This window comes from Marinobacter sp. UBA2498 (assembly GCF_002341575.1).
Classification (GTDB): Bacteria; Pseudomonadota; Gammaproteobacteria; order Pseudomonadales; family Oleiphilaceae; genus Marinobacter; species Marinobacter manganoxydans.
In genome coordinates, this window is the sequence record NZ_DDOI01000045.1 from 15,248 (window position 1) to 28,676 (window position 13,429).

A 13,429-nucleotide genomic window follows, 5' to 3' on the forward strand; every position below is an offset into this window, starting at 1 on the left:
TCGACACCTACGGCGGTATGGCACGCCACGGTGGTGGTGCGTTCTCAGGTAAAGATCCGTCCAAGGTTGACCGCTCCGCCGCTTACGCCGGGCGTTACGTAGCCAAGAACATCGTCGCCGCCGGCCTGGCCGACAAGTGCGAGATCCAGGTGTCCTACGCCATCGGCGTGGCCCAACCGACGTCGATCTCCCTGAACACCTTCGGAACCGGCAAGATCAGCGACGACAAAATCATTGAACTGGTGCGCCAGAACTTCGATCTGCGCCCGTATGCGATTACCAACATGCTTGACCTGCTGCATCCGATGTATCGGGCAACGGCCGCCTACGGCCACTTCGGTCGCGACCCCTATGAAATGACGGTCGGCGGCAAGACCTTTACCGCCTTCCCGTGGGAAAAGACTGATCGCGCCGCGGCCCTGAAGGATGCTGCTGGTATCTAAACCGATTTCGGGCGTATGTCATCAGGCATACGCCCAAGCCAAACTGATTGAACTGACAGGAGAACACCATGAGCACTCCCGCAGAAAAGCTGAACAGCTTTGACGACTACAAAGTTCGCGATATTTCCCTGGCCGGCTGGGGCCGCAAGGAAATTAACATCGCTGAAGGCGAAATGCCGGCCCTGATGAAGCTCCGCGAGAAGTACAAAGCCGAGCAGCCGCTGAAAGGCGCCAATGTGATGGGCTGTATCCACATGACCATCCAGACCGCCGTGTTGATCGAGACGCTGATTGAACTGGGTGCGAACGTGCGCTGGTCCTCGTGCAACATCTTCTCCACCCAGGACCAGGCCGCGGCCGCCATCGCCGCGCAGGGCATTCCCGTGTTTGCCTGGAAGGGCGAAACCGACGAAGAGTACGACTGGTGCCTGGAGCGTACAGTCGGAGCCGATGTAGACGGCTGGGAACCGAACATGATTCTGGACGACGGCGGCGATCTGACCGCCCTGCTCCATGAGAAGTACCCGGAAATCCTGGCTAACTGCCACGGCGTGACCGAAGAAACCACCACCGGTGTGCATCGTCTGCAGGAAATGCTGCGCGAGGGCACTTTGAAGGTGCCGGCCATCAACGTGAACGACGCGGTCACCAAGGCCAAGAACGACAACAAATACGGTTGTCGCCACAGCCTGAATGACGCCATCAAGCGCGCTACCGACCACCTGATGGCAGGCAAGAAAGCCCTGGTGATTGGCTATGGTGATGTAGGCAAGGGCTCTGCTGCTTCCCTGCGCCAGGAAGGCATGATTGTAAAAGTGACCGAGGCCGACCCCATCTGTGCCATGCAAGCCTGCATGGACGGATTCGAAGTTGTGTCTCCGTACATTGACGGCGTGAACACCGGTACCGAGTCTGCCGTGAACCGCGACCTGCTGCAGAACACCGATCTGCTGGTCACCACCACCGGCAACATGAACGTGTGCGACGCGCACATGCTCAAAGCCCTGAAAAGCGGTGCCGTGGTGTGCAACATCGGTCACTTCGACAACGAGATCGATACCGCCTACATGCGCAAGAACTGGGAATGGGACGAGGTGAAGCCGCAGGTGCACGTTGTGTACCGTGACAAGGCCACCAACGACCACCTGATCCTGCTGTCCGAAGGCCGCCTGGTGAACCTGGGCAACGCCACCGGTCACCCGTCACGGATCATGGATGGCTCCTTTGCCAACCAGGTTCTGGCCCAGATGTACCTGTTCGAGCGCAAGTTCGCCGATCTGCCGGAAGATGCCCGCGAGAAAGGCGTATACGTTCAGGTTCTGCCCAAGCACCTGGACGAGGAAGTGGCCCGGGCCATGGTGGAAGGCTTTGGTGGCGTGATCACCAAGATGACTCCGGAGCAGGCGAAATACATCGGTGTACCGGTCGAAGGCCCGTACAAGCCAGAAAGCTACAAGTACTGATCGGGTAAACAGATGCAATCCCAGAAACAGTTCAAGCGTCGTTTCAGCTTTGAGTTTTTCCCGCCCAAGACCGACCAGGGCAAGGAAAAGCTGCAGAACGTGCGCAACCAGCTGGCCGAGGTGAATCCGGACTTTTTCTCCGTCACCTTCGGCGCCGGTGGTTCCACCCGGGACCGCACCATCGAGACCGTGCTCAACCTGCATAGCCAGGGCATTTCCACGGCACCTCATCTTTCCTGCGTCGGGGGCACCCGCCAGGAAATCGGGGAGCTTCTGGATCTGTACCGGGAGCACGGAATCAACCGGATTGTCGCCCTACGGGGCGACATGCCCTCCGGTATGGGTGCCGCCGGTGAGCTGCGCTACGCCAACGAGCTGGTGGAGTTTATCCGTGAGCACAGCGGCGATACGTTTAACCTGGAAGTAGCTGCGTACCCTGAGTTTCATCCTCAGGCCCGCAACGCCGAAGAAGATCTGAAGAACTTTGCCCGCAAAGTTCAGGCCGGTGCGAACAGCGCCATCACCCAGTACTTCTTTAATGCAGACAGCTACTTCTACTTCATCGACCGGCTGGAGAAAATGGGCGTTACCATTCCGGTGGTACCGGGCATCATGCCCATCGTCAATTTCTCCAACCTGGTTCGTTTCTCCGACATGTGCGGCGCGGAAATTCCTCGCTGGATTCGCAAGCAGCTCGAAGCCTACGGCGACGACAGAGAATCTATTCGCAAATTCGGTGAGGAAGTGGTCACCGAAATGTGCGAGAAGCTCCTGGCAGCAGGCGCGCCGGGCTTGCATTTCTACACCCTGAATCAGGTAGAGCCCAGCATCAGCATCTGGAAGAATCTGGGCATCAGTGAGCGGGAGAAGATTGCGTTTTAAGGCTTCGCGCTATCCGCTCTCCACGAAATAAAAGGGGCAGATGAACACTTTCATCTGCCCCTTTTTTATTCCCCGTCCGGCGGGACCTCCCCGCCAAGCATTTGATTTCCTGTATACATCTGCGTAATAGTCTAGAGTGTATGTGATGCAGTTCCATCAACGCTCCCCGGAGATCGCAGTCAACAGCAGTGATTGGTCCGGCTTGCCTTACCGGGCAAATGGAGCCTCATAAGAAAGAAAAGGAGATTGTATGAGCACGAAGTGGCTGAAGACCGTAAGCGCCAGCCTGGCACTGACCGTTGCCGCAGGAACCGTGAGCGCAGAAACCCTGCGCGTCGTCACTGACCCGAGTTTCGTTCCGTTTGAAATGATGGACCAGGAAACCGGTGAGATGATCGGTTTCGATATGGAGATCATCCGCGAGGTAGCCGACCGTGCAGGTTTCGAAATTGACCTCAACACCATGGACTTCAACGGCATCATCCCGGCCCTGCAAACCGGCAACGTCGACATTGCCATTGCCGGCATCACGATTACTGAAGAGCGTGAAGAAATCGTCGATTTCTCCGACCCGTACTACGACTCGGGTCTGCGAATCCTCGTTCGCGAGGGTAATGACGACGTTAGCGAATTCGACGACCTCGAAGGCAAGAAAATCGGCACCAAGATTGGTAGCACCAGTTATGACTACCTGGTCAAGAACCTTGACGCCGATGACGGTGTAACCCCCTATCCGGGCAGCTCTGATATGTACATGGCGCTGATGTCCCGTGCCATTGATGCAGTGTTCTACGATGCGCCAAACGTAGGCTACTTTGCCCGCACCAAAGGTGAAGGCAAGGTGACAACCGTCGGCCCGCTGTACGAAGGCCAGCAGTATGGTATTGCCCTCAAGAGTGGCAGTGAGTGGGTTGATGATGTAAACGAAGCCCTTGCCGCAATGAAGGAAGATGGTACTTACAAAACCATCTACGAAAAATGGTTTGGCCCCATGCCCGAGGGCATGTAAGGGCTCCCGGACCCCAGAGGTCTGATTCCCTTTGCCGGGGCTTCACTGCCCCGGCACTTCGTGACTCCAAAACTCTGCGGAGACTCTCACTGTGGAATTCCAGTTTCAGTTCGACTGGCAGGCAGCCATCGACTCCATCCCTTTTCTGATCAAAGGGATCCCCTATACCCTGCTGATTTCTTTTGGCGGTCTTCTGATCGGTTTTGCTCTGGGCATTGTCTTTGGCCTGCTGAGCATCAACAAGAAGTGGTTCCTGCGGTGGCCGGCAACCGCCTACATTGAAATATTTCGTGGCACCCCGATCCTGGTTCAGGTTCTGTTTATCTTCTACGGTCTGCCTGACCTGATCGGTGGTCCCATCGATCCTTTGACGGCCGGCATCGCGGCCATCGCCCTGAACTCCGGCGCCTATATATCCGAGGTGGTCCGTGGTGGCGTTCAGTCCATCGACAAGGGCCAGACCGAAGCCGGGCTTTCCCTTGGCCTTTCCCGCAACCAGACGTTCTGGTCTGTGGTCTGGCCACAGGCGTTCCGCCGCATGATTCCGCCACTGGGCAACCAGGCCATTGTCAGCATCAAGGACACCTCTCTGTTCTCGGTGATCGGCGTGGGTGAACTGGTCCGTCAGGGTCAGATTTACATCGCCAACACCTTTACCGCCTTCGAGGTGTATTTTGTGGTCGCGATCCTCTACCTGGCCATCACCCTGTCCCTGTCCATCATTCTCCGCTTCGTTGAGCGCCGCGGACTGGCTTCTGTCTGAAGGAACGTTACCCATGACTCAGATTGTAAAAATGAAGGGCATGAACAAGTACTTCGGGAAACTGCATGTCCTCAAAGATATTGACCTTACCGTTGAACAGGGCGAAGTGGTGGTTATTATCGGCGCCAGCGGCTCCGGCAAATCCACCCTGATTCGCTGTGTGAACGGCCTTGAAGAATATGAATCCGGAACACTGGAAGTGGACGGCCAACAGCTCGCGCCCAAGAGCGGCAATCCGAAAGCTCTGGCTGAAATCCGCAAGGAAGTCGGCATGGTATTCCAACAGTTCAACCTCTTCCCTCACCTCACGGTGAAAAAGAACATCATGCTGGCGCCCAAGAAGGTCAAGGATGCTCCGGAAACTGTTGCCAATGCCACCGCCGAGCGGTTGCTCAACCGTGTGGGCATCGGCAACCAGGCCGACAAGTACCCCAGCCAGCTGTCCGGCGGCCAGCAACAGCGGGTCGCAATCGCCCGAGCGCTGGCGATGGAACCGCGCCTGATGCTGTTCGACGAGCCAACCTCAGCCCTGGACCCGGAAATGATCGGTGAAGTGCTGGACGTTATGCGGGAACTGGCCAAGGAAGGCATGACCATGATGGTCGTCACCCACGAGATGGGCTTCGCCCGGGAAGTGGCCGACCGCGTGATCTACATCCACGAGGGCCAGATTGTGGAACAGGGTAAACCGGACGATGTGTTCGACAACCCTCAGAACGAGCGCACCCAGGCGTTTCTTTCGCGGGTGTTGGCGCACTGAGCCAAACCCAGCTTTGAAAGCCTCCGCTTGCGGAGGCTTTTTCCTGAATGCCCGCCGGCGAACTGCAAGTTCCGGAGGAGGGAGAGCAAGTGGAGGAAGTAACCTAGCCTGTCTGCATACTGATCGCCTGCAGTACCGATAATTGCAACCCGCTCGGGGTGCAACCTGTAAGGATTAATTACAAGCTCCTCGGGAGGGCAATCGGCAGGCGCAATCATACCCGCCGACGAGCCCGAGATCGCTAATGGGCGTGCATTCCGGCAAACTCGAGAATCCTGTCTTTTTCAGTGTGCAGAGTTATCTCGATACCGTCGCCCTCCAGGTTGGCAAGGGTTTCCTCGAAAGCCTCTACACGAAGGTCATTAACCTGTCCAGGCTCCGGGCCTTTAACCGGAAATAACACGGGGCCTTTCAGCAGATGCCGCTTGCGGAGCTGATCCACTTTCAGCTTCCACTTGCCACCATGTTCGATAATGGCCGTGGAATCGGTCTGCCCCAGGAACAGGGGCTTGATTACCCGAATGGCCTCGTTGTCCTTTTGCTCAACGAAGGGGAAGGTGACTCCGTATAGCTGATCTTCGATCCGACGCTTGGTAAAACGCTTTGCCAGATCCCGCTGTTCCAGGAGTTGCTTGATGCCCTTCTCGAGAATGGTCTCCTGATATTCCCTGGTGACGAAGTTCCGGCCAACGTAATATTCGTAGAGCTCAGCCAGTGTTTGCTCTGGATTCTCCGCCAGCACTGCCCGCTGCTCGCTGAAACGAACGATGGTTTCACGGGGTCGGATCAGTTCCTGAAACAGACCTTTGTGAAATCCATAATCCCGGTCGTTGTCACCAAACTCGCCGACCTGGTCTTTGAGCATGCCCTGTACTCTGCGCAGCTCAGCATCCAGATTCGCCATGGTTTTGAGGTACAGTCCCCGGTCCAGCTCCTCAAAGAACTGGGTGATACGGGCATGCTTTTTCCGAAGCAGTTTAAAGCCCAGGTAGCGGGTTTTCGGTGCCCACAGCAAAATACCGACGTTGGCGAACTCGCCCGTCTCGATATAAGGCATAAACCGCACGATGGCGTATTGGCACGCTGTCCTGGTCATTTCCGGTTCCAAAAGTTGTCGCTACGAAAACGCTGCAAGTGTGTCAGGAATGAATCCGGATCAAAGTCCAGTTTCATCGTCATCTCAGAGTCTATGTAAAACCACTCCTCGGGAATGGCCTGGATAATGCCGTCCCACTCCCTCAAAGCCTGTTCCAGCCTTTCAGTATAGTGCTGGCGCTCAATCAAGTCATCGAACACATCTGGCACGCTGTCCTTGAAGGCGTGATACCGAAAAAATTGGTCGGCATCGAAATCAGGGTCGAACGCCTGGTTGTGGTCAATGACCACGAGGCGCTGAGTTTCCGCATCCCAGAACAGATTGGCGTTTCCGCCGTTTTTCGTCAATTGACGATCAACGTTCGATATCCACCAATCGAAAACGAGGAGAGAGCCACGCATTTCCGATGGGACATCATGAATCTGGGAGAAAGCCAACTCCGTTATCCTCTGCTCCACGGATCCAAAAGCCGGGCCGCGACCCAACGCAAGCGCATCTTCCGCTGATAATACATCGGTTAACTCGTCGGGAACATCGACAAGTCTGAACGGAGCTACGGGAATTCCCATGGCCAGAGCGAGGTTGCCAGAGATCCATTCGTTAATCTGACTCTGTCTGCCCGCCCCGCTGCCTTTGACGAAATAAATCTCTCCATCGTCGCCCCTGCAGATGAACGGCAGAGTCATGCCGTGTTCCGAGCGGCGCAACACCTCGACGATCTCGACTTCATTGGGAGGCAAACTGGACACAGGTGTGAAATTCCCTTTTTCTCGGTAGTAACCACGGTACATCTTGTTGCTGACGGTCACGGTAGAACGACCCAACCGTATCCCATATTCTCTTCTTGTGGAAGCGCAGATAAACCGGCAAGTTTATTTGATCAGTAATCGCATTGCGGCACACAAGGATACATAACTGACTGTAATTTCATGCACTTATAATTTCACCGCAAATCAAAGTCGGCCTAAACAAGACTTCGATAGAATATATAGCCAGAAAACCATGATCCGCATCCACTGCACAAAGAAACTTGATACGAAGCTGCCGCTGGATTCGTCCGCTCGTCTCAAACGCAAACTGCCGATCCCACATGCCGCTAATGACGAGCCTGAGAGCCCGCTTAGCGGCTGGCACGCCAACCTGCTCACAATCCAGCGCCGCAACTGCGTGTTTTTTGTTCACGACAGCACCCGCTTTCCGTTGCTGGCAACCTGCCTGACAAAACCGGACTTCGCGGAGCTGGACTGGTGGTTTCAGGATGCATTGATGAACACGCTGCTCAAGTCCGGCGCGAATCAGGCACAGATGGACGCTGCCGAAAGCGCCCTCGCAGAACTGGTTTGCGACTTGGAGTGCGACCGTTCCGTGCAGGCGACCATGAACCGGATGGGGCAGGATCTTGAGCATCAGATCTGGTATAACCGGCTCTCAATCAGCGATCTTGCACCCTACAGAACTGGCGCGTGGCTGGCGGAAAGGCCCTGCACGGTTAAGGGAGTCAAAGGCGCGATCTGGCCGCAGCGGGAGATGTTGGCGTTGTTGGATACCATTAATCGATAGCGCTTTGTTGTCTTAACTGCGCCTGCAATCGATGATCGATCCGCCCTGCTTCTCGCACCATATTCACGCCCATGCTTACTCGGGCCACGTCCATTAGATCAGCCGGAATCGCTCGCTTCTGTGTTTCGGAGAACCAGGCAAGGACATCACACAGATGCCAGATTGCTGACGCGCCCTCATGGACCGGCATTGGAAAACTGGCCAGATGGGTTTGAATGAGCTTTCGCATGTTCTGGCGGGAAAACATCAGCAGGCTCGCCATGTCGGAAATACCCACAAAATCCGGCCCGGCCTCCACCAGGCGGGCCTCAGGAACCGCCCGTTGCACATCCTGCAGCGCGCTCAGCATGGCTTGTTCTGCTGACTCGGCCTCGCGTGTAAAGTTCAGAGCGAGCCGGCCTTTTTGGCCGAGGCCGATGATGGCGTCGTCGCATCCCGCTTGAGACAATGAGCTCTCGAGCTGGTCATGTGCAAAGTCTTGTGGAACTGAATATTTAAGCGTGAAGTCGTATTCACGATTCATGGTCTTCAACTCCGTTAGCGAGTCAGTTCTGCACAGGCCAGCGCCGCTTCTATATCTTTGTTCGCATGTCTCTTGCGGGGCACTCGTGCCATTCCTTGGGCAAATCATATACAGCAAGGTTGTCATATGACAACCTTGCTGTATCGAAAAGTTAGGCCGGATTGAGCTTCGTGAGATACCGGCGCGCCACCTTGCCAAAGATCAGCAAGCACACGAGGGTCTGCAATAGAACGGCAACCGCAAAACCGATCATCACAAGGCCCATTGGAAGCTCTGAGATAACTATCATGAGGTCATCAATCACAGGGGCATCGGCTGAAACGAACAGCAGAGCGATGAGGGAAATGAAAGAGACAACCAGCGCACTGATGTTCACAGAGACGGACATCATCCAGTTCTCCCGGAGCGTCGGCGCCCTACCAAACGCCGAAACCGATGCGGCCATTGCGCCATAGGCGGCACCGATCATCGCCCCGATTTGCACGCCGGAATTCATATCGATGTTGAATACCTCACCGATCGTAATAATGCAGAGCTGGAGAGCGGCGTAGAGGCCGGTAAAGTTGAGAATTGTCTTTGTGATCATATTTAAGCTTCCTTGCTTTTTTGGTTTTTAATTTATTGGCACGTTCTCAAGAACTTCAAAATCTCAGACACTTGCGCTGCGGCAGATGCCGGCAAGCCCAGCAGTTTGCCATCGGCGGGAGCGCTTCATTCAGACTGCATTAATACACCTGCCACCAGAACAACGGCGAGCGTTCCATACATTGACAGAACAGGAACGAGACACCACGCTTGCCAGAGCTTTGGCAGCGGAACATCTGGGTCGCCCAACGTCGATGCTCGCCTGTGCCAGAAACGAGACGAACAATTACGGAAAACAAGGAACGCAAAGACATGGCTGCACCTGACGAGACGACCGACAAGCGCCTCTGACCAGATCTGGCTGATACTGGAAAGACTGCCAGAATGCGTCGCGACTCGTTGTTCTATTTTTTTGGCATAACGAAACCCCGTGGTCACGATCACAAAGATGAACAACAGGTTCAGCAGAATGCCTCCAGCCACCACATGTGCTGGAAAGATTCGCCATTCATCACTCACGGTTGCTCGCCCCATAGCTCGGTTTTGTAAGAGAAAAAAGGGGCTGTTCACAGCGGGCGACTTTTCACTCAACAATCACCAAAAAAATTGCCGACAACGCAAAGATCATTGCGCAGACAAAAGTAAAGCTGACAGGGATAAGCGCCCACAGCTTTAAATTCCTGGGAGTCGCCTTATCCTCTGTACCCATTCGCAACGCAACTTTGCTACCGATCACAGGGAGATTCCTGTAGGTGAAAAAGGCCCAGACGTTCATGGCACGAATCCACCTTCCCCAGGGGCCATCGCCCCACAGAATTTTTGTCATATCCAGGTAGGCGCCGGGCGCGGCAATCTTGGCCTCTACCACGCGTATCCTCGAAAACGCTACTGTCACTGTAAACAGTATTCCCAGTAAGCCGCCTATCATGGAGGCAATCCCCAAGAACGCTGAAATAACTGTGAGTGCCTCGATCATCAGCAATGACCTAAGTGATATTGGTGCCCATCATGGAGTCACCTTCACTACGCATTTCTCTTTTGCGTAACGACAGCTCAACGTCCTACCTGGCGGGCGCAGGGATGACCCCTTTGTCAATGTAATGCTGCACCTGCGCTTGATAGCCGGAGGGGTCACCATTTGCAGCTTCAGCACGTAATTCGTCGATTACCGGGGCGGCAAAACCTGAATCTTCGTCACCCGCGCAATCCCGACACGATGCTCGCCACCACGCCAGAGCCTGGCCTTTGCCTGAGAAGCCAACGATAAAGTAATGCCCATACTTCGGCGTCGGATAATCTTCGAACCACTCGGCAACGGTCTCACTGAATTCCTCGGGCATGGGTAGCGAGACCTCGTAAAATTTCTGCTCCCTGTGCGAAAACCAGCGGGCTTCGACCCGTTCCGGAACTGGTGCCGGGTCTATAACAATTCGGCCGCCAGTTGGAGGCGTTTGATCATACCCGTAACTGATTGCTCCACCGGGTATTCTGCGGTCGCCGTTCAGTGTTACCTCTTCAACCCAGACCGGCCACCCGGATGGCCCCCCGGAGACGATGACGGTGTATTCATAGGTTTTTCTCTCCGAAGAGCAGGCAACAAGGCCAGTGATCAACACCAACAACACCATCTGGCGGCTGATGGCGAGACAATTTGCAACGTGCTTTGTCATGGTCGTGCAGTGACCTCTTGTTGTTGGACGGCTAACGAGGGCCTGTTATAGAAGATCCTTCTCTTACCAGAGTTCTCAGGAAGGTGAGGCAATACATCCTCTCGATGTGAGGTATGCATGTATTTCCCCAAATACTTCCTAGCAGCAAAGAGGTTGGCTCCAGCTTCCTGCCAAGCGTCAATAGCTTTCTTAAGGTCATCGGGGATTCTGTGGTTGGCGTTTGACAAATCCATAGGCGACATGGGCAGGCCCTCTGATACCGCCACCTCATACATAAGGTGAAGAGCATGAATCGCCAATTCCTTTCGAGTTGCTCGCCTCTCCTCCGCGATTACATCCGTGCCCTCAACGCGAGCCTGGATGTTGCGGTGATCATTTCGGTTAAGCGCTTCAATTTTTTTCTGGGCACTCTGGATTGTCCGATAATTCATACCGTGACCAGAAAAGACTCTGACAGTGAAGATTTCGTGATTCTGGATACCTCCAACCGGATTTTCATAACCCCCACCAACATCCGAGTGGACACCCGGCAATGCTATCTCTGAGAAATTGGATGGAAGTCCAGCAGGTTCCCGGATACTCGAAAGGGGGAAGTTTCTACGGATCTCATGATGAGCGGTCAGATGAACAATCCTGTCGGCACTGTCCGGCCTGAGATTGACATTAAAATCCAGGTTATTTTGATTTCCGGGAAGATAGAAGCTTCCTACAGTATCGAATAATCCTATAAATCCGACTCTTGCAGTGATATCGCGAGGAAACGCATTTAACTTACGAAAGCTAACTACCGACGTTGACAGGCTCGGCTCATTTATCTCTGGCAAAATTATTGAGGCGGGCCACTCATTAACGAGATTCACGAAATGCCGGGCCAGCGCGGCTCCCCTGCTAAACCCGAATACATCCAACACAACTACATCAGGCTTACTTTCGTCCAGAATGTCGTTGAGTGCAGTGATCGCTGTCTGAATCCGTTTGTGGCCCCCTTCGGGACCTACCCCCAAGGCCAAACCAATTATGTCTTCGCGAGCGTCAAAGCCGTCTGGCGCGATATGCCCGGCAATCGTTCCTGGCCCGGGGATGTAAATCCGCTCTGAATTTGCTCCAGACTCGTAGAGATCAAACAACTTCGCGACATTGGTAATATCCCTATCTGGCAGGTGTTTGTCGTTGTCTTTGTGGTTGGCAGTTCCATCGAAGAAGATGCCTATTCTCAGCGAATTTCCAGCTTTCTCTCGCTTGTTAGGACGAGTAAGAATCTAATCTTGACTATGCTTCAAATCGGCGTCATCGGCACGACTACCGTCTCGCAATTGAGATGGCCCAGTCTTCATTTCTGCATCCAAAAGACCCTCAACTCCACTCTTGGATTCTGCAGCATCAAAAATCCTGCCTAACTTCGCAGGGGCGCTGGATACTCCCGAAAATGACGCCGGCGTGTGAGTATCACCAATAACCACCGACCCCGACCCAATAGTCACACCGCCACACGAAATCGCCCCGCCTGTCACCGCCGCCGGTTTGCCGTTGATCATCACGGTGGACGAACCACCGGTGATGGTGCGGGGATGGGGTGGATGCTTGGGTTTGGAATGGGGTGCCAGCGGGTCGCCTACCCGGGCAACGGGCCTGCCATCAATCAGCACATCGGGGGAACCGGCAATCACCGGCGTGGGCGGGAAACCTTCGTGATCGGAGCCGAGGTCTCCGAGCAGAACAATCGCTTTACTCATGTCGCGTCCTTTGCGTTATTTGCCGGGCCATCCTGGCCCGTTGCGGGTGACCCGGCAGTTTATACTGAAGCACTCTTCCGGCCAAATCGTTCGACCCCAGATTGTGATGCGATCAAGCCGTTGGAAAACGCCAGACCATAGAGGGCCAGGTCGACCCGAAATCCGGGTGGCCGATATTCGCTGTTAACTGTAATATCCGCACAGGTTAACAGCGACAACCCAGAATCAGACCGTCTGACGGAGAATTATCATGCGCAATGCTGACCTCGTCACCCGTGGCCTCAAGTCCGTGTGGCACCCCTGCACCCAGATGAAAGACCACGAAGGCGCCGTGCCCCTGGTGCCCATCAAGCGTGGCGAGGGTGTCTGGCTTGAGGACTTTGAGGGCAATCGATTTATCGATGCCGTCAGCTCCTGGTGGGTCAATCTCTTTGGCCACGCCAATCCGAGAATCAACGCAGCGATCCAGAAGCAGATTGGCGAGTTGGAACACGTCATCCTCGCGGGTTTTACCCACGAGCCGGTGGTCAATCTGTCCGAGCGACTCATCGAGGTTACTCCACCCGGCCTGAACAAAGTCTTTTACGCCGACAACGGCTCCTCGGCCATCGAAGCGGCCCTGAAGATGAGCTTCCACTACTGGAAGAACCACGGCAAACCGGGCAAGAAGAACTTCGTGAACCTGAGCAACAGCTACCACGGTGAAACCCTGGGCGCCCTCGCACTCGGCGATGTATCGCTTTACAAGGACACCTATCAGCCGCTACTGATGGAAGTTCTGACAGCCCCCTCACCGGACGCCTTCAACAAGGAGCCGGGTGAGACCGACGAAGCCTATGCATTGCGCCAGTTTGAGGCCATGGAAAAGCTGCTGGCCGAGAAGCACGACGAAATCTGCGCCGTGGTGGTGGAGCCGCTGATCCAGTGCGCCGGCGGCATGCG

Annotated in this window: 17 protein-coding genes; 8 read left to right on the forward strand and 9 right to left on the reverse strand. The window is 54.9% G+C overall.

Annotated elements, in window-relative coordinates; translation table 11 throughout:
* The 6 genes from B2W52_RS05050 to B2W52_RS05075 all read left to right on the forward strand — a co-directional run.
* The coding region (locus B2W52_RS05050) for a methionine adenosyltransferase domain-containing protein (RefSeq protein WP_286801738.1) at positions 1 to 443 on the forward strand (443 nt) is incomplete at its 5' end.
* Positions 444 to 511: 68 nt separating this feature from the next.
* Positions 512 to 1,906 carry an adenosylhomocysteinase gene (gene ahcY / locus B2W52_RS05055; RefSeq protein WP_008175303.1) on the forward strand — a complete coding sequence of 465 codons (1,395 nt, stop codon included), beginning with the start codon at positions 512 to 514 and terminating at the stop codon, positions 1,904 to 1,906.
* A gap of 12 nt (positions 1,907 to 1,918) precedes the next feature.
* Complete coding sequence (gene metF / locus B2W52_RS05060) at positions 1,919 to 2,788, forward strand: methylenetetrahydrofolate reductase [NAD(P)H] (protein ID WP_008175304.1); 870 nt, start codon at positions 1,919 to 1,921, stop codon at positions 2,786 to 2,788.
* 250 nt (positions 2,789 to 3,038) lie between these two features.
* Positions 3,039 to 3,797 carry a transporter substrate-binding domain-containing protein gene (locus B2W52_RS05065; RefSeq protein WP_008175305.1) on the forward strand — a complete coding sequence of 253 codons (759 nt, stop codon included), beginning with the start codon at positions 3,039 to 3,041 and terminating at the stop codon, positions 3,795 to 3,797.
* Between the two features lie 91 nt (positions 3,798 to 3,888).
* The gene (locus tag B2W52_RS05070; protein ID WP_053112930.1) at positions 3,889 to 4,560 is read left to right on the forward strand and encodes an amino acid ABC transporter permease; all 672 of its coding nucleotides are present in this window, start codon (positions 3,889 to 3,891) and stop codon (positions 4,558 to 4,560) included.
* A gap of 13 nt (positions 4,561 to 4,573) precedes the next feature.
* The gene (locus tag B2W52_RS05075; protein ID WP_092031996.1) at positions 4,574 to 5,320 is read left to right on the forward strand and encodes an amino acid ABC transporter ATP-binding protein; all 747 of its coding nucleotides are present in this window, start codon (positions 4,574 to 4,576) and stop codon (positions 5,318 to 5,320) included.
* 241 nt (positions 5,321 to 5,561) lie between these two features.
* On the opposite strand, the gene B2W52_RS05080 is transcribed toward B2W52_RS05075, so the two are convergent.
* Both B2W52_RS05080 and B2W52_RS05085 read right to left on the reverse strand, forming a co-directional pair.
* Complete coding sequence (locus B2W52_RS05080; RefSeq protein ID WP_075267582.1) at positions 5,562 to 6,416, reverse strand: DUF3037 domain-containing protein; 855 nt, start codon at positions 6,414 to 6,416, stop codon at positions 5,562 to 5,564.
* On the reverse strand, positions 6,413 to 7,225 hold the full coding sequence (locus B2W52_RS05085; RefSeq protein WP_227507821.1) for a HipA domain-containing protein: 813 nt from the start codon (positions 7,223 to 7,225) through the stop codon (positions 6,413 to 6,415). The genes B2W52_RS05080 and B2W52_RS05085 overlap by 4 nt, the downstream gene beginning before the upstream one ends.
* Before the next feature lie 193 nt (positions 7,226 to 7,418).
* Between B2W52_RS05085 and B2W52_RS05090 the strand changes: the two genes are divergently transcribed.
* Positions 7,419 to 7,976 carry a DUF6933 domain-containing protein gene (locus tag B2W52_RS05090; RefSeq protein WP_053112933.1) on the forward strand — a complete coding sequence of 186 codons (558 nt, stop codon included), beginning with the start codon at positions 7,419 to 7,421 and terminating at the stop codon, positions 7,974 to 7,976.
* Here the strand turns inward: B2W52_RS05090 and B2W52_RS05095 are convergent.
* From B2W52_RS05095 to B2W52_RS05125, 7 genes are all read right to left on the reverse strand, one after another.
* The gene (locus tag B2W52_RS05095; RefSeq protein WP_053112934.1) at positions 7,966 to 8,499 is read right to left on the reverse strand and encodes a hypothetical protein; all 534 of its coding nucleotides are present in this window, start codon (positions 8,497 to 8,499) and stop codon (positions 7,966 to 7,968) included. The two genes, B2W52_RS05090 and B2W52_RS05095, sit on opposite strands and share 11 nt — an antisense overlap.
* A 151-nt stretch (positions 8,500 to 8,650) precedes the next feature.
* Positions 8,651 to 9,085 carry an ABZJ_00895 family protein gene (locus tag B2W52_RS05100; protein ID WP_053112935.1) on the reverse strand — a complete coding sequence of 145 codons (435 nt, stop codon included), beginning with the start codon at positions 9,083 to 9,085 and terminating at the stop codon, positions 8,651 to 8,653.
* A gap of 125 nt (positions 9,086 to 9,210) precedes the next feature.
* Positions 9,211 to 9,603, reverse strand: a complete 393-nt coding sequence (locus tag B2W52_RS05105; protein ID WP_141201836.1) for a hypothetical protein — start codon at positions 9,601 to 9,603, stop codon at positions 9,211 to 9,213.
* A 64-nt stretch (positions 9,604 to 9,667) separates the two neighbouring features.
* Positions 9,668 to 10,060 carry a hypothetical protein gene (locus B2W52_RS05110; protein ID WP_053112936.1) on the reverse strand — a complete coding sequence of 131 codons (393 nt, stop codon included), beginning with the start codon at positions 10,058 to 10,060 and terminating at the stop codon, positions 9,668 to 9,670.
* An 85-nt stretch (positions 10,061 to 10,145) separates the two neighbouring features.
* Complete coding sequence (locus B2W52_RS05115) at positions 10,146 to 10,754, reverse strand: DUF2931 family protein (RefSeq protein ID WP_053112937.1); 609 nt, start codon at positions 10,752 to 10,754, stop codon at positions 10,146 to 10,148.
* Positions 10,751 to 12,013, reverse strand: coding sequence for a T6SS phospholipase effector Tle1-like catalytic domain-containing protein (locus B2W52_RS05120; protein ID WP_200905093.1), 1,263 nt, complete (start codon positions 12,011 to 12,013; stop codon positions 10,751 to 10,753). Before B2W52_RS05120 ends, B2W52_RS05115 begins: the two co-directional genes overlap by 4 nt.
* Complete coding sequence (locus B2W52_RS05125; RefSeq protein WP_082220541.1) at positions 12,014 to 12,487, reverse strand: type VI secretion system PAAR protein; 474 nt, start codon at positions 12,485 to 12,487, stop codon at positions 12,014 to 12,016.
* 250 nt (positions 12,488 to 12,737) lie between these two features.
* Here B2W52_RS05125 and B2W52_RS05130 point away from each other — a divergent pair.
* Positions 12,738 to 13,429 (forward strand): aminotransferase class III-fold pyridoxal phosphate-dependent enzyme (locus B2W52_RS05130; protein ID WP_286801756.1); only part of this gene is annotated, 692 nt, incomplete at its 3' end.

Coding starts and splice junctions, on each gene's coding strand:
- B2W52_RS05075 (WP_092031996.1), top strand. CDS start 4,574: ATGACTCAGATTGTAAAAATGAAGGGCATGAACAAGTACTTCGGGAAA.
- ahcY (WP_008175303.1), top strand. CDS start 512: ATGAGCACTCCCGCAGAAAAGCTGAACAGCTTTGACGACTACAAAGTT.
- B2W52_RS05125 (WP_082220541.1), bottom strand. CDS start 12,487: ATGAGTAAAGCGATTGTTCTGCTCGGAGACCTCGGCTCCGATCACGAA.
- B2W52_RS05100 (WP_053112935.1), bottom strand. CDS start 9,085: ATGATCACAAAGACAATTCTCAACTTTACCGGCCTCTACGCCGCTCTC.
- B2W52_RS05080 (WP_075267582.1), bottom strand. CDS start 6,416: ATGACCAGGACAGCGTGCCAATACGCCATCGTGCGGTTTATGCCTTAT.
- B2W52_RS05090 (WP_053112933.1), top strand. CDS start 7,419: ATGATCCGCATCCACTGCACAAAGAAACTTGATACGAAGCTGCCGCTG.
- B2W52_RS05115 (WP_053112937.1), bottom strand. CDS start 10,754: ATGACAAAGCACGTTGCAAATTGTCTCGCCATCAGCCGCCAGATGGTG.
- B2W52_RS05065 (WP_008175305.1), top strand. CDS start 3,039: ATGAGCACGAAGTGGCTGAAGACCGTAAGCGCCAGCCTGGCACTGACC.
- B2W52_RS05110 (WP_053112936.1), bottom strand. CDS start 10,060: ATGATCGAGGCACTCACAGTTATTTCAGCGTTCTTGGGGATTGCCTCC.
- B2W52_RS05095 (WP_053112934.1), bottom strand. CDS start 8,499: ATGAATCGTGAATACGACTTCACGCTTAAATATTCAGTTCCACAAGAC.
- metF (WP_008175304.1), top strand. CDS start 1,919: ATGCAATCCCAGAAACAGTTCAAGCGTCGTTTCAGCTTTGAGTTTTTC.